The organism is Microcoleus sp. B3-D2 (assembly GCF_036705345.1).
Lineage (GTDB): Bacteria > Cyanobacteriota > Cyanobacteriia > Cyanobacteriales > Microcoleaceae > Microcoleus.
The window spans coordinates 13,067-33,629 of sequence record NZ_JAUBUG010000041.1 but is presented as its reverse complement, the minus strand read 5'-3'; the positions used below and the strand labels follow the sequence as shown (position 1 = coordinate 33,629).

Sequence of the window (20,563 nt, the reverse complement as noted above, 5' to 3'; positions counted from 1 at the left end):
CTGCTGGGGACACAAGGTTCGGGAAAAGAAACTTGAGCCATCGAAGTCGGGAGGCTTCCTGCTTAGTTTTCCCTCTTTATAATTAACGTAATCACCGCCTAGCTAGGAGCTAATTGTCAGCTTTTCTGAAGCATTTTGAGTTGATGACTGACGCACCACCGACCAAAAATCCGGTTCCTCAACGTTATCAGGTGGCTAAACGAGATGATTGATTTTGCGCTATTGGGTTTTTTTTTGCCTTAGTCCGAGAGTTGCTGCGATCGTCCGTGTCCCAATTGTCGCTGGCCCGTGTCACTTAGAAAAGCGGCCAGCCTTTGTCCTGCAGATCCCCCTTTCGGATAAGATTAGATACGCAGCAACCAATGAGGACACGATGTTATGAGCCAAGACGACATTTTTGCTAGAGTCCAGAAAATTGTGGCAGAGCAACTGGAAGTCGATAAGAGCGAAGTCAAGCCCGAAGCCAACTTTGCTAACGATTTAGGAGCAGATTCCTTAGATACTGTAGAGCTGGTCATGGCTTTGGAAGAAGAGTTTGATATTGAAATTCCCGACGAAGCAGCCGAAGGAATTACTACGGTTCAAGCTTCTGTAGATTTCATCAGCAGCAAACTTGCAGCTCCAAAAGCATAAAATACCTGTCTTTTCCCCTAAGAGGAGAGAAGTTAGAAAACTGGAAACTCCTCTTTTGTTCTGCGTTCTGGGTGTTTAATTTTTTGAAACTGAAATCATGACAAATTTAGAGCGTAAGCGCGTTGTTATCACGGGTCTCGGCGCGATTACACCGATCGGCAATACCTTGTCCGAATATTGGGACGGGTTGCTTGCCGGGAAGAATGGTATAGGCCCGATCACCTTATTCGACCCGTCGCGGCACGACTGCCGCTTTGCCGCAGAGGTGAAGGGTTTCGACCCACACGACTATTTAGAGCGCAAGGAAGCAAAGCGCATGGATCGCTTTGCTCAATTTGGGGTGTCAGCGAGCAAACAAGCTATTGCTGATGCAAAGTTTGAGATTAACGACCTGAACGCAGAACAGGTGGGTGTCATTCTTGGCACTGGCATTGGTGGCCTGAAGGTTTTGGAAGACCAGCAAGAGATCTATCTAACTCGCGGCCCCGATCGGTGCAGCCCGTTTATGATTCCCATGATGATTGCGAATATGGCCGCAGGGCTGACGGCGATTCACACGGGCGCGAAGGGGCCAAACTCTTGCACGGTGACGGCCTGCGCTGCCGGGTCAAATGCCGTGGGCGATGCGTTTCGCTTAGTTCAGGGGGGCTACGCTCAAGCCATGATTTGCGGCGGTACGGAAGCTGCGGTGACACCTTTGTGCGTGGCGGGTTTTGCTGCGGCGAGGGCGCTTTCGACTCGCAACGATGACCCGACTCATGCTTCTCGTCCGTTCGATCGCGATCGTGATGGTTTTGTCGTCGGCGAAGGTGCTGGGATTCTGATTCTAGAAGAAATGGAACACGCTCTGGCGCGTGGCGCGAAGATTTACGCAGAAATCGTCGGCTACGGTTCAACTTGCGATGCGTATCACATGACTTCTCCGGTACCGGGGGGGGAAGGTGCGTCGCGGGCGATGGCTTTAGCGCTCAAGGATGCGGGTTTGACGCCGGATCAAGTGAGCTATATCAACGCTCACGGCACGAGCACGCTTCCCAACGATTCTACGGAAACGAAAGCGATTAAAAAGACTTTGGGAGACCACGCTTACAAAGTAGCAATTAGTTCTACCAAGTCAATGACCGGCCATCTTTTGGGCGGTTCTGGGGGAATTGAGGCGGTGGCGACGGTAATGGCGATCGCCAATGACAAAATCCCGCCGACAATTAATCTGGAAAATCCCGATCCTGAGTGCGATTTGGATTATGTTCCTCATACAAGCCGCGATCTAAAAGTTGATGTGGCGCTGTCGAATTCCTTTGGATTTGGCGGCCACAACGTGACACTGGCATTCAAGAAGTTTGTTCGGTAACGGCTAATCCGAAAATCGAGAGTTAAAAGGTGAAAAAATATTTTTTTACCTTTGTAGGGTAGGCATCTTGCCTGCCCTAACTTTCTGAAGTATAACCGGAGCGCTCCTATGAATCAACCAATTATTCGATTTCTGACAACCAAGAATTATAAAAATCTGCACTTAGATCCATCTGTAAAGTTAAACAACCTTAATATATTTATTGGCTCAAACGGTTCAGGCAAAAGCAATTTCATCAGTTGTTTAAAATTTTTAAAAGATTGCCTAATAGCTATTCCAGACGAAAATCGGGGCGTGAGTAGTTTTGAGGATGCTATTTCTAAATTTGGTGGCGATCGCATCTTAGATGTCAATGTTGAAAGTCCGGCAAAGGTCAGTATAGCTTGCTGTTTTTCGCAAATTAACCAAACTGGTAATCTTCAAAAAGACAGCGCAATTCTTGATTTCAAACTTTATACCGATCGACAAAAAGTAAGGGCGAGCATTTCTGAAGAATATCTGTATGGCGGAGAAGATTTGCAGGAAACTTCCAGCAAGCCACCTTTCTATTACTATAAATTGCATAACAGAGAATTAGGGCAAGGAGTTTTATCTGTTTACAATTTTCCCGGTCAAGAGCCAACTCATTTTGAAACTTTAGATAACATTCCTACAAGTTCTTTGGGTTTGTTGACAATTACGACACTGCTTGAAAATAGTCAATTACCACCAGAAAATACACCTGTTTACAAAATTAGAAGAGAATTAATTAAATTTATTTCAAAATGGCAATTTTATAATGCCAATAACATGAATTTGAATTTAATTAGAACCGCAGAGCCTAAAATAGGTGGAAGTGATATTTACCTATCTCCATCTGGAGATAATCTGCCCTTAGTTTTGGAGAATTTAAGCCAAAATATCGACTTTGAAGATAGCCTGAACGAGGCGATGAAATCGATATTACCAAAAACTCGTCGCATTAGACCTGTACGTTCTGGTCGCCTATCTCTCACTGTACAATGGTATTTTGAAGATATCAAAGAAGCATTTTACCTTAATGAAATGTCAGATGGAACTGTGAGGATGCTTTGTTGGGCAACTATTTTACATTCTCCACTCCTTCCTTCTTTGATAGTTATTGATGAACCGGAATTAGGATTGCACGTATCCTGGATGCCAATTTTAGCTGAGTGGATTAAAAAAGCTGCGACAAAAACTCAGATAATTATTACCACACATAGTCCCGACCTTTTAGATCACTTTACTGATTGTTTAGAGAATGTTCTTTGTTTTTATTCCGAAAATAGAACCCATTTCTCAGTCAAATCTCTTTCAAAAGAACTGCTGGAGCCAAAACTTGAAGAGGGATGGCAATTGGGCGACTTATACCGTGTTGGCGATCCAAGTATTGGAGGATGGCCGTGGTAGTGTGGGTTTACTCTGGAGGCGGTGAAGCTGAGGTTAGAGGATTCTTTCCTTTTTTAGACAAAAATTTTCCTGGGTGTAGATTTGAACGAAAAACACCGGTTCGTGACAAACCTGGCCCTAAAGCTAATAAAGCAGGTAGTTATGGAAGAACAGGTCAAAGCTTAATCGAGCAAATCAAGCAAGAATTGCCACTCGCCTTAAAAGCAGAACCAAATAAATGCGACCTGATTTTAGTTTTTGACGATTTGGATTGTCGCGATTCTGAGACACAAAAATTAAAAATATTGTCAGAGATATCAAAAATACCAGAATGTGCTGACATCAAAAAATTTGTTGGGTTTGCCGCGCCGGAAATCGAAGCTTGGATTATTGCTGATTGGAATAATTCAATAGCTAAACATTCAGATTTTAGAGCCAGACATGAACGTATGCGTTGGTGGCTGAGGACACAAAGAAAATTTCTTTTTGATACTCCAGAATCATTTAGTGAATATGATTCTAAAAGAGATTGCTGTCGAGAAAAACTATCAGAATATTTAATTGAGTCAAGTGTTCAAGATGAAGTCGATCGCGATAAAGCACGCTTTTCTAAAGGAATCCATACACCTTTGCTCTTGAGAGAAATCGCTCCGAATGAAGTCCAAAAAAAATGTCCGTTATTTCGCGAACTCTATAACTATCTCACTAATTTTTGTCGTTCTTCTTAGCTTATTCTCCCGGCACCAACTCCAACCGATATCGATACAAAGCCACAGGATGCCCCCCAGCAGCAAAATAATCCGGGTCTTGCGGCGACAAATAAATCGCTGTCACCTGATCCGCCTCAATTCTTTTACTCGCAGAATCGCCATTTTTCCTGCCTTCAACAACTCGATAAGCCGTTGTTGTTTCCACCTCGTTTAAATAAATATCAGACTCTCCCCGAAACACTTGCTGAGAAATCTCTGCAGACACAAACTCGCGAGGATTCGGCGTCTCAGTTCCCCGACTGGTAACAATCGAAATTAGTTGGCGTTCCCCTTTCAAAACAGTAATTTGGCGGTTGGGATTGGTCGGATCGACTTTCACCGAAAGTACGCCACCATCGCCTAAATAAGCCTTGGCAATGTTCAAACCGTTAAAAGTGCGATCGGCTACAATCTTTGTAGCTTTTTTAGATGTTTTTTTATAAATAAAACCAATATTTTTTTCCGGTTGAAATCGCACTTTAAATAATACTGGCTGCTGCAAATATTGGCGGTTGCTTTCAAATCCTGGCGTGACAATATTTGGCGCTAAAGGAGCCGCTAAATCCACCAAAGTGCTAGCAACATTCCAATTCCCCGCCATCCAGTCGGGATATACCAAATCTCCCTTAGCTACAGCGATAGGAGGCTTGCTTTCCCAATTCGGAAAACTTGATATGCGATCGCCCAAAACCCCCGCTCTCGCAACACCACCCCACAGCAGTACCGCCAAAACCAGACAAAAACCCCAAATTACCTTCATACCCAATTACATTCAAACAACTAACCTGACATTTCTCTTTCTCTTCTTTCTCTCTTCGGGCCATTCTCTGCGCCCTCTGCGGCTCATTAATTCAAAAATTAGACAACAAATCAGTTAAACATCATATTTGATACCATTTTCATAAACAGGCAAGATGCCTGTTGCACAAAAATAAATGTTCGGGTTGTGGGGAGTAGGGGTTGGGCAGGAGAACCCGCCCCCAATATGCAATTTAAAGGTGAGAAAGCCTCTGTGTTAAAGCGCCTCAACAGGTGCAGGTTCCCAAACCTCCCCGTATTTTTCCTTCAATTGGTGCCAATTTTCCACCTGTCCCGGTTCGTATTCCCCCGGCTTTCCCCACTGCAAAAACGCGCTCAAAGCAGCCTCATTTTTTTCGTCCAGAAAACGGATCGCATAAGTAGTAAAATTGCCTCTTTTCGCCTCGCCAGTTTCAAACTTCACCTGTTTGATTTTGTCCATGTTCAGGTGAAACTCAAATATTTCGGCGTGCATATTGGCATACTTACCCTTCGGCAACTCCGCATAAAACAGCTTGTGAATTGAACCGCGCACTTCCAGCACAGCCGCGCTGCTAGTCACGATTAAACGCAGCGTTCCCAATTGTTCGCAAGCTTCCAAGAATTCTTTCAGAGTCGCAGTCATATCAATTTTGGATTGTGGATTGTGGATTTGGGATTAAATCGATAAGAAGAAAATGGTAGTTGGGAATTAGGAAAAGGAATTAGAGAAAAAAGGATAATTCTTCCTTCTCCCTTCTCTCGTAGATAACTAAAGCCTTCCTTCTCTCGTAGATAACTAAAGCCTTCCTTATTCCTTCTTCCTTCATGTTTCGTGCAGTTCGTAAGCAGCGACAATCCGCTGCACTAGCGGATGTCGTACCACATCCGCCTGAGAAAATTCACAGAAAGCAATGCCCTCAACGTTACGCAGAATATTTTGGGCAACTGACAATCCCGACTGTTGGTTGGGCGGCAAATCTGTTTGAGTGATATCACCCGTTACGACCATTCTCGATCGAAAGCCCAGACGAGTCAACACCATTTTCATCTGAGCTGGCGTCGTATTTTGAGCTTCGTCCAAAATGACGAAAGCATTGCTGAGAGTGCGCCCGCGCATATAAGCTAAAGGAGCTACTTCGATCAAGCCTCTTTCCATTAAATCGGCCATTTTTTCAGGGTCGATCATTTCTTGCAGGGCGTCGTAAAGCGGGCGCAAATATGGATCGACTTTTTGCTGCAAATCTCCCGGCAAGAACCCTAATTTTTCGCCAGCTTCGACGGCTGGTCTTGTTAAAATTAGCCGTTCGTACTGCTTGCTTAACAGCGCTTGCACGGCGAAAATAGCTGCTAGAAATGTTTTGCCAGTACCAGCGGGGCCAATGCAAAATGTCAGGTCGTGCGTGCGTACTGCTTGGACGTATTGCCGCTGCTTGAAGGTTTTGGCTCTAATTTCTTCGCCGCGGCGGGTTCTGGCGAGAACGTCTCGCTGCAAGTCTTGTAAATCGCCTTGGCGGTTGGTATCCAAAGCTTGGCGCGCCGTCTGGATTTCAACTCCGGTAATATTTTTGCCGGATTTCCAATAGTCGGAGAGCGATCGCACTAATTTATGACACAATTCTACTTGACTTTTTGTGCCAGAAATCAGCAGTTCTTGCCCTCGCATTACCAGGCTAGCACCGGTTTGCTTAGAGATCATTTTCAGGTTTTCTTCTTGATTACCGGCCAGCGACATTGCACTTTGAGTGCTCGGTAACTCTATTGTTAGTTTTTCATTCATGCCAACATAATCTCCTCCAAATAAGCAATTAAAAGTTAACAACTAAACATTCAACCAGTCACTATTTGCGAACAAAAAGACGCCCGTTACTAGGTTTTACCTAGTATCTAAGGCGTCTTTTAGATTTAGCTCCCAAATGAGTTTGGTGCTTGAGGCACAAATCAAATCTCCCTTCTATTAAGTCAGGCAATTTTAGATTTTAGATTTGAAATTTTAGATTTTAGAGGAACCTGATGCCGCTGACATTTGAAATTTAAAACTTTACATTTGTTTCCGATCGCAAAACCGGCAATTTCAAACCAAACGGGGCTTGTAATACAAACTCTACAACAGGCAATCTAAAATCTAAAATTCTTTCTGGGTTCTGCAGTTAGTTAATAACCGGGAGTATTTCTGCTCGTTCTAAACGTAGGTGTGTTAGTACGGCGAGGTTGTTCTCTCGGAGTTCTGCTAGCTAAGGGACTCGGCGACGGAGGTGGCGTCCGGGGTCGGAAGTCGCCTCGCGGCTCCCGCGATCCACGATCTGGGCGGTCGCGATCTGGGCGATCGCGATCTTGGCGATCGCGATCCGGGCGGTCGCGATCGCCCCTGGGCGGGCCAGATCCGCGATCGCCCGCTTCACCATCGTATATATCTAAGTAGAGGGACTGACCCGCCGTCTGCGCCACCGCTTCGAGGGTAGTTCTAATGGCCTGAATATTGCGTCCGCCCCTACCGTAAACCCGGCCTTTGTCGGGATCTTCAAAAGCAAGCCTAACCCAGACCCGCGATTGGCGCGGGTGCAGTTCGCAATCAACCCGCAAAGAGCCTGGGGTCTCTAAAAAAGGCCCAATTAAAAACTTAACCAGTCCAGCATAGTTGGGACTAGCTGACTGTTGCTGTGCTGGATTCAACGTTGGCTCCGGCTCCGACTTGTTCAAATACATGGGCTTTTCTCAGGATGTCACGCACGGTGTCAGTTGGCTGAGCGCCTTCTTGCAGGCGCTTGACAATCGCTGGAACATCCAGCCTGGTTTCGTTATTTCTGGGGTTGTAATAGCCGAGCTCTTCTAGGGGACGGCCGTCGCGGCGAGTAGAACTGTTCATCGCTACAATCCGGTAGCTTGTCTCGCGTTTTTTCCCGTATCTCTTCAATCGCAGTTTGATCATCTTCTTGCACAATAGTCTTGTTCCAATTCTAAGCTATTTTGTCAATGCTCCTTCCCCGAACCCCAACTCAACCCGTATTTCTTAACCTCCGACCAAAATATCGCTACGATTTGCTGCCCCCAAGGCAGGTCTGGCGCCGTCAATGTGCGGTGTAATTGCTAGTGGCAAAATCGATGCTGTTCCCCACTGCTGCACCAATTTTTGCAAAAATATATCCTGCTGCGCTCTCAAAGAGTCCCAATCGGTGCCGCGATTAATAATTGCAAACCAAACTAAACCCCGATCGCGCGTGGGTATGGCTCCAGCCAAAGCAATCACCGTGTCCAAAGTACCAGTTTTTACCACAGCCGACGGCGGAATGTGTCGGTATTCCAAAGTTCCTTTATCGCGCCCGGACACCGGAAACAAGTCAGCAATCGTCAGCCCAGTAGTCTGAAGGTTGCGCCCGATCGCCTGCATCATCCCACAAGCCGCCCTCGGAGACATCTGATTTTCCACTCCCAATCCCGAACCGTTAACTAATTGAAGTTCCTCCTCCGGCACCCCCGCAGCCCAAGTCGCTTGCTGCTGCACTATTTTTGCCCCGCCCAAATCGTCTGCCAGCATCTGAGCGATTTCATTATCGCTGTGGACGTTCATCTGCTTGAGAATTTCGGCTAAAGGAAGCGATCGGCGTTTCAGTAGCAAATGCCCCGAACTCACAAATTTCTCAGCAATGACGCTGCCGGCAACCGTTACTTGCGGCTTTCTAGTTCCCGGAGCCATCTTAGAATACATTGCCACCACATCCTGTGGCCAACTGCTCCCGTCGAGGGCTTGCCGCAGTATGTCCCCCGCCACCAAAGGATCGGACTGGTAATTCATGCGGAAATTGCCTGTCACCACCAAATTCCCCGCCACACGATTGATACCCATTTGATTGAGAGCATTGCCAACGGCGATCGCCTCCTCCCACACAAACAGCGGATCGCCCCCGCCGCTGACCACCAAATCTCCCTGCAATACACCATTGCTAATCGGCCCCGTTGCTCGGAACCGCGTTTCAAACTGATAATCCGGACCCCAAGTCTCCAGGGACGCCAGAGAAGTAGCAATCTTAGTCAGAGAAGCCCCAGGCATCAGCACTGTCCCCTGCTGATTTACCAGCGGCACCATTCCCGCTTGCACCCAAATTCCCTGATTCCCATCAATCAGGTTCTTGTCTTTTAACTCTTTTAAATATTCTCGCACCGTCGCTTCTGCGGGCAAGTCTGGATTTGCCACATTTATTCTCCCAAAAGCCAAATCTTCGGCCACCGCTAACCCGGGTATCCCTCCCCGCCAAGCCAGCACTGACGCAGCATTAGGCGCGGCAGTGCCTACCCCAGCCATGTCCAGCCACAGAGACATCATCCCTGAGCTAAATAAATCCAGCATTTTTTACTCCTAAAGTCAATCGATTTGAGATTTGAGATTTTAGATTATTGAAGAAAGCGCTCCCACTGATAAATCCGGGGGCTTGCGATCAGGATGGGGAGCTTTTTTCTCGCTCCACGGATGAATCCGGGGTTCCCGGACTAAAGTGCTTGCGGTCATGTAAACTATTTCATTGATTTTTTCAATATGCCGTCAAAAATAGTAAAGTAGTGACAAAACAAGTTCTATCAGAGTAGTCGGAAGTCAGTAACTCAGGGCTAAAGCCACGCTCGCTTGCAAGAGAAATCGAGCAAGCTGTACTGACGGGCCTAAGTCTTAACTGACTACGTTATTTAGGTCATAACACCGGTGAATGCGACGCTAGTTTTCCGCTCTGTTGTTTACAGTTAAACAGTTTTAAAGTCCCTGAAACAGTGCTGTAAGCGTGACAAGCCTTTATAACTTTGGCAAAGCGAACATTACCCCGAAAGGGAGATTGAGGCAACCATACCTCACGCCTTGGGGCAACCATACCTCTCCAACCCCGAAAGGGGTTTCAAGGCGATTGAAATTGCCGGGTCGTTTTCCTCTCAAAACTAAAGTCTCGCTCGGAACCCACTTACCGAACTTTTTTTATGAGAATTGTCCGCTCACTAGGGCGAGGGGATTTTAGTTCTTTATTCAGACTTGTGGATTCAAGCTCCTGACTTCCTGGTAGAATTTTTAGTGTTTCTCAAACATTGGTCAATGGGATCGACACGCGCAAGAATTGCAATAGACGCTATGGGCGGGGATCATGCCCCCGCCGAAGTTGTAGCTGGAGCGCTTAAGGCACAAGAAGAATTAGGCGTAGAGATTTTGCTCGTGGGCGACCCGCAGCAAATAGAAGACTCGCTCCGGCAACAAGACGCGCTCGGCCGCGTCTCTACAGGTCAGCTAGAAATCGTTCCTTCTGAAGGAGCGGTGGAAATGCACGAAGAACCTTTGAGTGCCCTCAAACGCAAGCCCAACGCTTCGATTAACGTAGCGATGAACTTGGTAAAGCAGCAGCAAGCTGATGCTGTGGTGTCCGCCGGTCACTCCGGCGCGGCAATGGCTGCTGCCCTGCTGAGGTTGGGGCGGCTCCCCGGAATCGATCGCCCTGCGATCGGTGCGGTTTTACCGACAATGGTAGCGGGCACCTCTGTACTCATTCTCGATGTCGGCGCTAATGTGGACTGCCGCCCCAAATTTTTGGAGCAGTTCGCTCTTATGGGAACTATTTACAGCCAGTGCGTGCTGGGCGTCGCCGAACCTAAAATCGGCCTGCTCAACATTGGCGAAGAACCTTCAAAAGGCAACGACGCGGCAGTGCGGACTCACCAGTTATTGGTGGACAATCCGAACATTCCTTTTGTGGGCAATGCCGAAGGCCGCGACGTGCTGTCGGGGAAATTCGACGTGATTGTCTGCGACGGGTTTGTCGGCAACGTGTTGTTGAAGTTTGCCGAAGCGGTGGGCGAAGTCGTCGTGCAAGTGCTGAAGGAAGAATTAGTCAAAGGACTCCAACATCAAATTAACGATCCTCTGCTGCAAAAAAGCTTGCAAGGATTTAAGCAGCGGGTAGACCACGTTGAACACGGCGGCGGTTTGCTATTGGGCGTTGCTGGAGTTTGCATTATCAGCCACGGTTCGTCTCAAGCTGGCTCGATTTTTAATGCCATTCGTTTGGCGAAGGAGGCTATTGACAACCAAGTGCTGGAGCGAATTCGATCGTCCAATCACCAAAGCGCTATGGAACAAGAAGCTGTGAATTAGAGGCAGTAAGTAGGAATTAAAAATTAAAAATGTAAAATTAAAAATGTCAGCTTAAACCCACTGTTTTGCTTAAAAAAAGTAATTCCAGCAGTTTAAAAAATAATTTTAATTGGTAGTTTTTAATTTTTAATTCCTCGATCGAACAGCGAGTAAATGGAGAGGAATGTTGCAGCAATCAGGGTTCGGCATGGCCGTAACGGGTAGCGGTTCTTGTACACCGCAGGTTTCGCTGGATAATAACGGTTTGAGTCAGATAGTAGAAACTTCTGACGAGTGGATTGGGGCGCGGACGGGCATTCGCTCCCGCAGGCTGGCAGACGATCGCACTTCTTTGTGCGATTTAGCCTCGGAGGCATCGCTTCAGGCGATCGCAATGGCAGGAATTTCGCCGACAGATATCGATTTGATTATTTTGGCCACCTCAACTCCTGACGATTTGTTTGGCACTGCCAGTAAAATTCAATATCAGTTGGGCGCGACAAAAGCAGTGGCTTTTGATTTGACAGCAGCTTGTTCGGGCTTTGTTTTTGGTTTAGTTACAGCCTCGCAGTTCATTCGGACAGGGGTTTATCAAAATGTTTTGCTGATCGGAGCCGATATTTTATCTCGGTGGGTGAATTGGTCGGATCGGGGTACTTGCATTCTCTTTGGAGACGGTGCAGGTGCTGTGGTATTACAAGCTTCAGAAGTCGATTCCTTTTTGGGATTTGAAATTCGCAGCGACGGCACGCAAAATTCGTCTCTCAATTTGGCTTACAAAGCCGAGTCAAAAGAATTAATTGAGGGCGTCAGCGTCGCAGTTGGCGGATTTCATCCCATCACAATGAACGGTCAAGAAATCTATCGCTTTGCCGTAAAAAAAGTGCCGGAAGTCATAGAAAAAGCTATGTTTCGGGCTAATATTAACGCTGCAGAAATTGACTGGCTGCTGTTGCACCAAGCCAATCAGCGGATTCTCGATGCAGTTGCCCAAAGGCTAAAGATTCCCCCCGAAAAAGTAATCAGCAATTTGGCAAAGTACGGCAATACCTCAGCGGCTTCAATTCCCATTGCCTTAGACGAAGCCGTGCGTCTGGGTAAAGTTAAACCGGGCGATACTATTGCTGCGGCTGGTTTCGGTGCAGGTTTGACTTGGGGGGCGGCGATTTTTAAATGGGGAAGGTAATATTTGGCGGCCGGCTGTAAACTTGCCCTGCTTATTGTCGGGGCTGTGACACTTGCAAAATACAAATCCTTGGACACGCCATACATAGGGCAAGGTTCACAGCCGCACACCCCCGGGGCAGGTGTTATTGACAAGCGCGCCCTGAAATAGAAAATCCTCTATTCTTCGATCGACTTTCCCCACCTAGAAGGTGGAAAATTTTGTTACTGCTATTAATTTAATTAAAGTAGCAAAAAAAATATAAACTTCGTAAAAACTGCAATTATTATGTTATAATTGTGAGTCGCGAGTAGATAGTTCGTTAACCGAAAGATAGCGGATACCAGCGAGCGAACTTAGAAGCGGGAAACAAAGAATTTTTGCAATCACCAATTAGCAACCACCAATTAGCAGATTACCGGAAAAATGACTAAAACAGCATGGGTATTTCCCGGGCAAGGTTCCCAGGCGATCGGGATGGGTGCAGACTTATTAAACTTGCCAACAGCCAAAGCCAAATTTGAGCTCGCTAAAGAAATTTTAGGTTGGTCTGTCGCGGAAGTTTGCCAAAAAGAAGAAGCAAAACTATCTCGAACTCTCTACACTCAGCCTTGCTTGTTCGTAGTAGAAAGTATTTTGACCGACTTAATGCGAGAAAAAAGCGATCGGCCAGCGGTAGTTGCCGGTCACAGTTTAGGAGAATATGTTGCCCTCTACGCAGCAGGCGTCTTTGACTTTGAAACCGGATTGCGCTTAGTCAAACGCCGCGCCGAACTCATGGACACTGCCTCCGGCGGTCAAATGGTGGCTTTGATCGGGTTCGATCGGCAGGAACTAGAATTGCAAATTCAATACAGCCGAGACGTAGTGCTGGCAAACGACAACAGCGAAGCACAAGTCGTGATTTCTGGAACGCCCGCAGCAGTAGAAGATTTGCTTGCCAAAATCAAAGTCAAACGCGCCGTTAAATTGAATGTTTCTGGTGCGTTTCACTCTCCCCTGATGGCCGGGGTGGCGGCAGAGTTTCAACTAGCGTTAAAGTCTGCAAGGTTTTCCGATGCTAAAATGCTGGTGCTCTCGAACGCAGAACCGTCAGCCACTACCAGCGCAGCCACTTTAAAGCAGCGGTTGACTCAGCAGATGACCAAAGGCGTGCGGTGGCGAGAAATTTCGCTGCAACTGCCGCAGCAAGGAATCGATCGCGTAGTGGAAATTGGCCCCGGCAAAGTTCTGACAGGTTTGATCAAACGGACTTGTCCGGATTTAGCGCTGGTAAATGTTAGCAGTTTTGCAGATTTGCCCGCTTAATCTATTTTTAGCCTGTGATGAAATGCCAGGCCGTAAAATTGAGAGTTAACAGGTCTGAAGATTGCCGAAAAACAAATAGCACAACAGGCAAATCCGAATATTGCCTGCTGTGCAAATTGCGGATAGACGATCCAGACAGTTAGAAAATCTTTATCAAAATATGTAGAAATCGATCGACTCTTGGGGCCGATCGCCAAATCCTGATGTAGACTAGGCGTAAAAACCAAGCTTATCTGGTGTTTATGTCAAGAACCTCAGCCTAAAGGCATGAGGCTTGAAAGAGAAATCTAACAAGCCATCTTGACCCGCCTAAGTCTTAACTGACTACGTTTTTTGAGTCACGACACCGGGCGAATGCGAAGCTAGTTCCCTGCTCTGTCGCTAGTAGTTAAACAGTTCTAAGGTCACTGGAACAGTGCTGCTAGCCTAACAAGCTCAGAAAACATTGGCAAAGCTAACTTTACCCCAGAAATGGGAGATTGAGGACAACCATATCCTCACGGGGGGGCAACCATACCCCCCTACCCCGCAAGGGGATTTCAATTAAATGTAAAGCCGTCCTGTAAGGCGATGCACGCTCGCGTAGCCGAAGTGACGGGGTTTCAGACCCGAGGAATTTTGATGAAAAAAGTTCTTTACTGGTTGATGGGCGACAAGGCAGGCAGAACCATAGTAGGTGCCTGGAATTGGATGTGGGGACTGCCCGTAGAATCCGGCGGCAAAGTGTCGGTGGCGGTAGCCGAAGAGTCGCTGCGATCGATGCAAGAATCCGTGCAAAAGCTAGCAGCAGCAGTCTCCACCCAAGTTGCAGCCTACCAGCGCGCCAAAACGAAATATGAAGAAAAAGTTAGAGAAATGCAAACCGTAGAGCGCCAAGTCATCACAGCCAAGCGCCACGGCAACGAAGAAGCAGCCCGCTTGGCAATGGCGAAGGTAATTCAGACAGAACAAATTCTGCCGCAGTTAGAAGCTCAAGTAAAACAAGCCGAACAGTACGTCAACGCTTCCAAAGACAAGCTAAATCGAGAGCGGATGAAGCTGGAAGCCTACAAAACTGATATGCAAAATATGAAAGATATGGCTGAGATTAACGAAGCTCTCCGATCCATATCCAAAGTCAACAACGACCTCAGTATCGATTCAGCTCGATCGCAATTTGAGCAAGCCAAAAACGCCGTCCACGGCCGGAACCTCCAACAGCAAGCTTTAGCAGAACTATCTGAAAACCCGCAAGAAAGACTTCAGGCAGAATTAGAAAATATGACCTTAGACGATGAAGTTAATCGCAGGCTAAAAATGTTAGACGACCCCAACAACAAAGAACTTCCCAGCTAAGGAGAATTTTATGGCTAAGAGCGGGCCTCCCCCCATAGTTTTTATCCTGTTATTTCTCTTGCTAGCGGGTGGTGGCTGGTTCTTTTTTCTGAACAAACCAGCAGCACAGGATGCTAATAATACACCCAGTGCCACACCCTCAGGCGGTAGTGGAGCCAATCTGCCTCCCGTAGCGCCAGTAGTCGGCGGTGCTTCACCTGTGGCAGCTAGTTCCTTTGCGCTTCCTGCTTCCCTAGCTGCGGGTACGACCGTGAGAATTGACGGTTCTACCAGCATGGTGACAATCAATCAGAACCTCAAGAACGGCTTTCAAGGCAAGTTTTCCGGCACGACAGTCGATACCAAAGCGAACGGTTCTGAAAAAGGAATTCAGGATTTGGCGGGGGGAACAGCCGATATTGCAGCGGTATCGCGACCTTTGACGGCTCAAGAACAAGGTCAGGGTTTAGCAGCGGTGCCTGTTGCCCTAGATACGATCGCTCTTGTAGTCGGCATTAACAACCCCTTCAAAGGAGGTTTAACCTCGGCTCAAGTTCAAGATATCTTCAAGGGAAATGCTCAAGACTGGTCGAAAGTCGGCGGCCCGGCGGGCCCGATTAAAGTAATTAACAGACCGGCAGTTAGCGGCACTCACCAAACGTTTAAAGAGCAAGTGCTTGCAGCAGGGGAGTTTGGCACGGCGTCAAATATTACCACGCTCGATCGAGATGCGACAACTCCTCTGCTGCAAGCTTTAGGCAACAACGGCATTGGCTATGCGACTTTCGCTCAAGTAGCCAATCAGAAAACTGTGCGCGTGGTTCCGGTCAACGGTGCGACGCCGGATGCTGGTAACTATCCTTACCAGCGACAGTTGTACTACGCCTACAAAAATCCTCCTAGCCAAACAGTTAAGGATTTCTTGGGCTATGCGACTTCTTCGGAAGGACAGAAAGCGATGCTGGCTGGAAATTGAGCCTTTGCAGAGTTTTGACATTCAGGAATTCGCCAGAATAAATTCTGGCGCTACACAAGCAAATAGTCCGCCAGAATTTATTCTGGCGCTACACAAGCAAAGTCCGTCTGCGCGGACTATATTCTTCAGTCCGCGCAGGCGGACTTGGTTTGACAAGAAGCGGTTTAAACCGCCGAATAATCTCAAACGGACTCGATCTGATAGGCTAATATTCGATGTAATTTAAAATCTAAGGTTTTTCTGTGAGCAAAAGTCGCGAACCAGTCGAAAGTTTACTTCTCTACTATTTATTCAAATGGTCAATTGTTAGCCCGATGCTGCACCTGTACTTTCGGGGCCGCATCTACGGCGCAGAAAATGTTCCAGCAGAAGGGCCGGTGGTAGTAGTCAGCAATCACGCCAGCGATTTTGACCCGCCGATTTTGTCGAATTGCATGAGGCGACCTGTCGCATTTATGGCGAAGGAAGAGTTATTTAAAGTTCCTATTTTGAAGCAGGCAATTACGCTTTACGGTGCTTATCCAGTGAAGCGGGAAAGCGCCGATCGCAGTGCAATTCGATCTGCTATCCACTCTTTGGAAAATGGCTGGGCGACGGGTGTATTTTTGCAGGGAACTCGCACGCCAGATGGCAGAATTACTGAACCGAAATTAGGTGCTGCGCTGATAGCTGCTAAGGCTAAAGCGCCGCTGTTACCTGTTAGTTTGTGGGGAACTCACGCCATTTCGTCCAAAGGTTCGGCAGTGCCGCGTCCGGTGCCGCTGACGGTGCGAATTGGCAAGCTAATTGAAGCGCCCGGTTCGTCGGATCGCGAGGAGTTGCAAGCGCTGACTCAAAGATGTGCGATCGAGATTAATGCGATGCACGATTTGGGGCGCTAATTTTATAACTTTTGTTGCGTATTTTCAGGTTATATCTACAGATAGATGAATGCTGAAGATAAACACCTAAAAATATCAATATAAGTGATTGAAAACAAGCGCAATAATTAGGCTTGAATTTGAGTTTAATTTTACAGGGGATAAGAAGAAAGATATGGTAACAAGCAATCAAACCCGCGCGTTGGGATTGTTTTCTAACCGCGAAGATGCCGAGCAAGCTCTGACAGAATTGAAATCTTCCGGGTTTCCAATGGATAAAGTTTCGGTTGTTGCTAGGGAGGCAGGCGAGTCTGTAGGCGAGACTGAAACGATCGCTCAGGTGGGCGATAAAAATCTAGACACAGGAGCAGGAGTGGTAGCAGACACTCTGACAAATAGTGCTTTAGCCACCGTGCTAGTGGGTCTCGGAAGTTTAGCTATTCCCGGAATCGGGCCGATAATTGCAGCGGGTACTTTGGGCGCCTCACTGGTGGCTAGCGTAGCAAGCACTGGCGTCGCGGCTGTGGCTTTCGGTGGAGTGGTGAAGGCCTTGACTGACTTGGGAATTCCCGAAGAAACAGCTAGAACTTACACGGATCGCCTGCGGGCGGGAGATTATTTGGTGGTAGTAGATGGCACTGAGGATGATATTAGTCGGGCTCAAGGGGTTTTCAGCAGTCGGGGCATTCAAAATTGGGGCGTTTTTTAAACAGGAATTGTGCACCAGCTCTATCTGTAGGGCGATGTACACCCCACCCTTGGTGATAACAACCAGCTCAAATTTAGTACCCGACTTTTGTGTGAAAATTAGCGCATAGATCCCCCCTAACTTAAAAAGGGGGGAACCGGAAATGCTCTTTTGTCCCCCGCGAAGGGCATTGAGATTCGGCTAAAACCACGCTCTAGAGGTGGTTTTAGTCTTAAATTTACATTCATTCATTGCCCACCCCCTCCCTACAAGTCAATTATTGATTGTTATCGCTCATCTTTTGATGCTGAGGCGGTGACATAAGCGACAGCTAAAGGCGAAATTTTTTCTGTAACTGCTGCGATAACTTGGCGATCGAAGTCAGTCCAAACTCTGGGGCGATCGAACATACAAGGCTGCAAAACCCCCCACAATAAGCCGTCATTACAAAGGTGAGCGTGAATCAAAGCTCGATGTCCGAACTCTTTTGCCTCAAAATTTTTGTTGACAACTTCAGGATTTGCTGTTTCAACATCCTCAACAAAAATCGACGGTTCAGTTCGCAAAGCTGCTGCAAACAAAGGGTCTTCTTCCCCTAAAGATTCTGGTTCTTTTTTCCATTCTGCGTCCCAAACCTCTGGAATGTTCGAGTTGTGACGCCAGCAGTAAGGTACTCTGCCCATTTGCGTTTCAGGATTGCGGAGGTAGAGGAAGACGCGATCGCAATTTAATACCTCGCCTAAAGCCGGCACCAAAGCCGAAAAAACAGCATCCGGTGTTTTGGTGTCACTCAAAATTTTATCCAGAACTTGCGGCAGAATTTGCTCGGTCATTAACTTTGGCTCTTGAAGTTCATATACTGATTTTAAACTACTCGTTCTCTTCTGTTACGCATTTATCATCAGCATCTTCCCCGTTCCTTAAATAGCTATAGAAGACAAGTTTTAAAAGCTGAGCGAATGGCAAAAAATTAACAATTGCTCAATGCTTCCCTGTGTTTATTCAATTCGGGCTGGGCTGAAGTCAGCACCCGTATAACCGGTTGTCAGCCAAAGAATAGCCCTAGCGCCGTCGCGAACAGCTTTTTCCACCGGTTCGGGGGTTCGCCCAGACGGAACTGCCACCGGCTTAAAGCTAATGCCTCGACTGCCGAGCACGATTTCGCCGATAATCTGAGCTCGCCGCATATGATCGTCAGAAGTGATCAGATACACGCTCTCAATCCCTTGAGCTTTCAATTCATCTACCAGGGTGGTAAAATTTGTTACCGTATCCACCGCTCTGTAGTCTAAGTGCAGGCGATCGGACTCAATTCCCGCTTCTGAAAACACCCATTCCGCGAACTCCGGATTGCTCCCAGACGACACCCAAATCGGCAATTCAGGATGCTCCCGAGCAAATTTGGCGGCAAACACCTCTCGCTCCGTAGCCCCACCTAGAACTAACACAGCTTGGGGTCTCTGAAATTCGCTCTTAACCTGCTGATAGCCAAACCAACACGCCATCAAAAGCCCTACTAGGAACCAAAAACTGCGTGAAGTGTTCAAACGCTTGTAACGCTGCGTGTTTGAATTGATTCTTAACCACATCTAAACCTATAAAAATTTTATGTAACTCACAAAAAAACCATAACAAAAAATACCGCACGTATAGCCCACTAACAGGAATTAAAAATTAAAAATTCAAAAAGGGTCGGGGGATCATAGATTTTAGATTTTAGATTTTAGATTTTAGATTTTAGATTGACTCTACGCTGGTGGTGGGGCTTAAACAGGTGATTTGAGATTTGAGATTTCAGATTTTATAGCAACCGCTTGGCGGTTGCTATACTTCTCTGGGAGCCAATTCCTTAGCGGATATGCAAAAAAGAGGGGTAAAACTTAGGCTTATCCCTCCTGCTTTTAATTTTTCTTGATTTTTAACGGGACTGGCCGGGTTCGAACCGGCGACCTAGCGCTTCAGATTTGTGTGAGTTTCCCCACTCTCTGGACTATACCTTCACCATATGCTTGCAGCTTTTAGGTGGTGACCGTCTAGTCTCTAAACCTTCCTGATTTCAATATAGGCGATTGTTTAATCGCGCTGAACTCAGGCTTGGCTTGGTATTGCCTTAGAGTCATAGGAACCCACGAACTCTTTAGGTTTCACCAAATTTGACCACATTCACTCCCAGAGTTTCCTCACAGGGTGCCCGATTCTTCAGGAGGCGCTTGCTCTATCCATCTGAGCCACAGCCCCAGTTGCGGAACCGTTTTGATTATAGCAGTTAATGTCGATTTTGATGTTTTTATTCTGGAGGATTACCGATCGCCAGTTGCCAGTTTCGCAGCGATGCGGGCAAAGTTTTCTGCTGCGGTGAGTTTACCAGCACCGTAACAGGCGCGCTGTCTCCATGGGGTGACGGGGAGATGTCCGGGGGGAGCATCTTCGTTGAAGGAGAGCTCGCTGTAATATTTCCAATTTTCCTTGACTCGCCAGCCGACGCGATCGCAAAATTCAGTATAATTTGCCTCGGTACTTTCCCAAATCTGCTGCTGCACGCTCAACCCGAACCGCCCGCTGCTGTATTGTTGCCAAAGTTGGTCGATCGTGCGAAGGTCTGTAGGAGGAAAACTGTCAATATCCGCTGCACTCAGCCAGCCTTCGTCTTCCCTGACAGCGATTTGCAGCAAGATTTCCCAAGTGTGTTCATCAGCTTTGCGCCATTTTCCGCTTTCTAATAGCTTTGTCAGTTGACGGTAGTCCATCCCCACTTCGGAGATAGCCGGAGTTGACTCAGGTATAGCGCCGATTTTGTCTTCCAGTCGCAGTAGAGTGCTGACAATCAATTCGGGGTTTAGTTGTTCGAGGCGGTACAGAACCCATTCTAACTGAGATTGAATGTATGTGCGGGCGATCGCCCCTTCCTGAAATTCACTCTGCAACTGCTCAAATTTAGCTGACCAATTTTGTTGATTGCGGGTCAATTCCCACATTTGTTTTGCCCACTGCAATCTAACTTGTTCTTTTTTTAAATAAGTTTTGGAATGCTTAGCACGTTGCGGGTAGGGAGTCAAATCCCAACCGCAAATCGAGCAAAACTCTGCTTTTTCTTCTATGTATTCAGCACCGCACACTGGACAGTTAGACATATTGCCATAAATTCGGTTGCCAAGTAATTACATGACATCGGGATAAATTAACCATAATTCGATTAGGTACGCACTTTGCCACCTACAATTACAGTTTATCTGCTGTAGTAATGTGCGCTTTT

Annotated in this window: 20 protein-coding genes; 11 read left to right on the top strand and 9 right to left on the bottom strand. The window is 47.1% G+C overall.

Going from position 1 to position 20,563, the window contains the following annotated elements:
• Window positions 1-378 precede the first annotated feature (378 nt).
• The 4 genes from acpP (at window position 379) to QUB14_RS16680 (ending at window position 4,101) form a co-directional block, all read left to right on the top strand.
• A complete protein-coding gene (gene acpP, locus QUB14_RS16695) occupies window positions 379-633 on the top strand; it encodes an acyl carrier protein (protein ID WP_006633716.1) in 255 nt (84 codons plus the stop codon).
• A 97-nt stretch (window positions 634-730) separates the two neighbouring features.
• On the top strand, window positions 731-1,984 hold the full coding sequence (gene fabF / locus QUB14_RS16690) for a beta-ketoacyl-ACP synthase II (protein ID WP_333218151.1): 1,254 nt from the start codon (window positions 731-733) through the stop codon (window positions 1,982-1,984).
• Window positions 1,985-2,092: 108 nt separating this feature from the next.
• Entirely contained in the window at window positions 2,093-3,394 is a 1,302-nt protein-coding gene (locus QUB14_RS16685) for an AAA family ATPase (RefSeq protein ID WP_333218150.1), read from the top strand.
• On the top strand, window positions 3,382-4,101 hold the full coding sequence (locus QUB14_RS16680; RefSeq protein ID WP_333218149.1) for a DUF4276 family protein: 720 nt from the start codon (window positions 3,382-3,384) through the stop codon (window positions 4,099-4,101). The genes QUB14_RS16685 and QUB14_RS16680 overlap by 13 nt, the downstream gene beginning before the upstream one ends.
• A gap of 1 nt (window position 4,102) precedes the next feature.
• Here the strand turns inward: QUB14_RS16680 and QUB14_RS16675 are convergent, their stop codons facing one another.
• From QUB14_RS16675 to QUB14_RS16650, 6 genes are all read right to left on the bottom strand, one after another.
• Complete coding sequence (locus tag QUB14_RS16675) at window positions 4,103-4,882, bottom strand: DUF6816 family protein (RefSeq protein ID WP_333218147.1); 780 nt, start codon at window positions 4,880-4,882, stop codon at window positions 4,103-4,105.
• 255 nt (window positions 4,883-5,137) lie between these two features.
• Complete coding sequence (locus tag QUB14_RS16670) at window positions 5,138-5,545, bottom strand: ChuX/HutX family heme-like substrate-binding protein (protein ID WP_333218146.1); 408 nt, start codon at window positions 5,543-5,545, stop codon at window positions 5,138-5,140.
• Window positions 5,546-5,725: 180 nt separating this feature from the next.
• Window positions 5,726-6,679 carry a PhoH family protein gene (locus tag QUB14_RS16665; RefSeq protein WP_333218145.1) on the bottom strand — a complete coding sequence of 318 codons (954 nt, stop codon included), beginning with the start codon at window positions 6,677-6,679 and terminating at the stop codon, window positions 5,726-5,728.
• A 374-nt stretch (window positions 6,680-7,053) separates the two neighbouring features.
• Window positions 7,054-7,572, bottom strand: a complete 519-nt coding sequence (locus tag QUB14_RS16660) for a KH domain-containing protein (protein ID WP_333218143.1) — start codon at window positions 7,570-7,572, stop codon at window positions 7,054-7,056.
• Complete coding sequence (gene rpsP, locus QUB14_RS16655) at window positions 7,544-7,828, bottom strand: 30S ribosomal protein S16 (RefSeq protein WP_006633724.1); 285 nt, start codon at window positions 7,826-7,828, stop codon at window positions 7,544-7,546. The genes QUB14_RS16660 and rpsP overlap by 29 nt, the downstream gene beginning before the upstream one ends.
• Before the next feature lie 81 nt (window positions 7,829-7,909).
• On the bottom strand, window positions 7,910-9,244 hold the full coding sequence (locus QUB14_RS16650; RefSeq protein WP_333218142.1) for a D-alanyl-D-alanine carboxypeptidase: 1,335 nt from the start codon (window positions 9,242-9,244) through the stop codon (window positions 7,910-7,912).
• A 726-nt stretch (window positions 9,245-9,970) separates the two neighbouring features.
• Here QUB14_RS16650 and plsX point away from each other — a divergent pair.
• From plsX to QUB14_RS16615, 7 genes are all read left to right on the top strand, one after another.
• Window positions 9,971-11,020: a phosphate acyltransferase PlsX gene (plsX, locus tag QUB14_RS16645; RefSeq protein WP_333218141.1), complete on the top strand. Its 1,050-nt coding sequence runs from the start codon at window positions 9,971-9,973 to the stop codon at window positions 11,018-11,020.
• A gap of 163 nt (window positions 11,021-11,183) precedes the next feature.
• Complete coding sequence (locus QUB14_RS16640; protein ID WP_333218139.1) at window positions 11,184-12,185, top strand: beta-ketoacyl-ACP synthase III; 1,002 nt, start codon at window positions 11,184-11,186, stop codon at window positions 12,183-12,185.
• 405 nt (window positions 12,186-12,590) lie between these two features.
• On the top strand, window positions 12,591-13,472 hold the full coding sequence (gene fabD / locus QUB14_RS16635; protein WP_190663634.1) for an ACP S-malonyltransferase: 882 nt from the start codon (window positions 12,591-12,593) through the stop codon (window positions 13,470-13,472).
• A gap of 621 nt (window positions 13,473-14,093) precedes the next feature.
• Window positions 14,094-14,807, top strand: a complete 714-nt coding sequence (locus QUB14_RS16630; RefSeq protein WP_333218137.1) for a PspA/IM30 family protein — start codon at window positions 14,094-14,096, stop codon at window positions 14,805-14,807.
• Window positions 14,808-14,817: 10 nt separating this feature from the next.
• A complete protein-coding gene (locus QUB14_RS16625; RefSeq protein WP_333218136.1) occupies window positions 14,818-15,762 on the top strand; it encodes a phosphate ABC transporter substrate-binding protein in 945 nt (314 codons plus the stop codon).
• A gap of 242 nt (window positions 15,763-16,004) precedes the next feature.
• The gene (locus tag QUB14_RS16620; RefSeq protein ID WP_190663631.1) at window positions 16,005-16,643 is read left to right on the top strand and encodes a 1-acylglycerol-3-phosphate O-acyltransferase; all 639 of its coding nucleotides are present in this window, start codon (window positions 16,005-16,007) and stop codon (window positions 16,641-16,643) included.
• 154 nt (window positions 16,644-16,797) lie between these two features.
• Window positions 16,798-17,331, top strand: coding sequence for a hypothetical protein (locus QUB14_RS16615; protein WP_333218134.1), 534 nt, complete (start codon window positions 16,798-16,800; stop codon window positions 17,329-17,331).
• Window positions 17,332-17,597: 266 nt separating this feature from the next.
• Here the strand turns inward: QUB14_RS16615 and QUB14_RS16610 are convergent, their stop codons facing one another.
• The 3 genes from QUB14_RS16610 to QUB14_RS16600 form a co-directional block, all read right to left on the bottom strand.
• Window positions 17,598-18,143: a GAF domain-containing protein gene (locus tag QUB14_RS16610; RefSeq protein WP_333218133.1), complete on the bottom strand. Its 546-nt coding sequence runs from the start codon at window positions 18,141-18,143 to the stop codon at window positions 17,598-17,600.
• A gap of 165 nt (window positions 18,144-18,308) precedes the next feature.
• On the bottom strand, window positions 18,309-18,899 hold the full coding sequence (locus QUB14_RS16605; RefSeq protein ID WP_333218131.1) for a YdcF family protein: 591 nt from the start codon (window positions 18,897-18,899) through the stop codon (window positions 18,309-18,311).
• 711 nt (window positions 18,900-19,610) lie between these two features.
• Entirely contained in the window at window positions 19,611-20,441 is an 831-nt protein-coding gene (locus QUB14_RS16600; RefSeq protein WP_333218129.1) for a GUN4 domain-containing protein, read from the bottom strand.
• Window positions 20,442-20,563 lie beyond the last annotated feature (122 nt).

Bases quoted from the DNA above. Each gene is read 5' to 3' on its own strand.
- QUB14_RS16650 (WP_333218142.1), bottom strand. From the start codon at position 9,244: ATGCTGGATTTATTTAGCTCAGGGATGATGTCTCTGTGGCTGGACATG.
- acpP (WP_006633716.1), top strand. From the start codon at position 379: ATGAGCCAAGACGACATTTTTGCTAGAGTCCAGAAAATTGTGGCAGAG.
- QUB14_RS16610 (WP_333218133.1), bottom strand. From the start codon at position 18,143: ATGACCGAGCAAATTCTGCCGCAAGTTCTGGATAAAATTTTGAGTGAC.
- QUB14_RS16670 (WP_333218146.1), bottom strand. From the start codon at position 5,545: ATGACTGCGACTCTGAAAGAATTCTTGGAAGCTTGCGAACAATTGGGA.
- QUB14_RS16630 (WP_333218137.1), top strand. From the start codon at position 14,094: ATGAAAAAAGTTCTTTACTGGTTGATGGGCGACAAGGCAGGCAGAACC.
- QUB14_RS16675 (WP_333218147.1), bottom strand. From the start codon at position 4,882: ATGAAGGTAATTTGGGGTTTTTGTCTGGTTTTGGCGGTACTGCTGTGG.
- fabD (WP_190663634.1), top strand. From the start codon at position 12,591: ATGACTAAAACAGCATGGGTATTTCCCGGGCAAGGTTCCCAGGCGATC.
- fabF (WP_333218151.1), top strand. From the start codon at position 731: ATGACAAATTTAGAGCGTAAGCGCGTTGTTATCACGGGTCTCGGCGCG.
- QUB14_RS16685 (WP_333218150.1), top strand. From the start codon at position 2,093: ATGAATCAACCAATTATTCGATTTCTGACAACCAAGAATTATAAAAAT.
- rpsP (WP_006633724.1), bottom strand. From the start codon at position 7,828: ATGATCAAACTGCGATTGAAGAGATACGGGAAAAAACGCGAGACAAGC.
- QUB14_RS16640 (WP_333218139.1), top strand. From the start codon at position 11,184: ATGTTGCAGCAATCAGGGTTCGGCATGGCCGTAACGGGTAGCGGTTCT.
- QUB14_RS16615 (WP_333218134.1), top strand. From the start codon at position 16,798: ATGGTAACAAGCAATCAAACCCGCGCGTTGGGATTGTTTTCTAACCGC.
- QUB14_RS16680 (WP_333218149.1), top strand. From the start codon at position 3,382: ATGGCCGTGGTAGTGTGGGTTTACTCTGGAGGCGGTGAAGCTGAGGTT.
- QUB14_RS16605 (WP_333218131.1), bottom strand. From the start codon at position 18,899: ATGTGGTTAAGAATCAATTCAAACACGCAGCGTTACAAGCGTTTGAAC.
- QUB14_RS16665 (WP_333218145.1), bottom strand. From the start codon at position 6,679: ATGAATGAAAAACTAACAATAGAGTTACCGAGCACTCAAAGTGCAATG.
- plsX (WP_333218141.1), top strand. From the start codon at position 9,971: ATGGGATCGACACGCGCAAGAATTGCAATAGACGCTATGGGCGGGGAT.
- QUB14_RS16625 (WP_333218136.1), top strand. From the start codon at position 14,818: ATGGCTAAGAGCGGGCCTCCCCCCATAGTTTTTATCCTGTTATTTCTC.
- QUB14_RS16600 (WP_333218129.1), bottom strand. From the start codon at position 20,441: ATGTCTAACTGTCCAGTGTGCGGTGCTGAATACATAGAAGAAAAAGCA.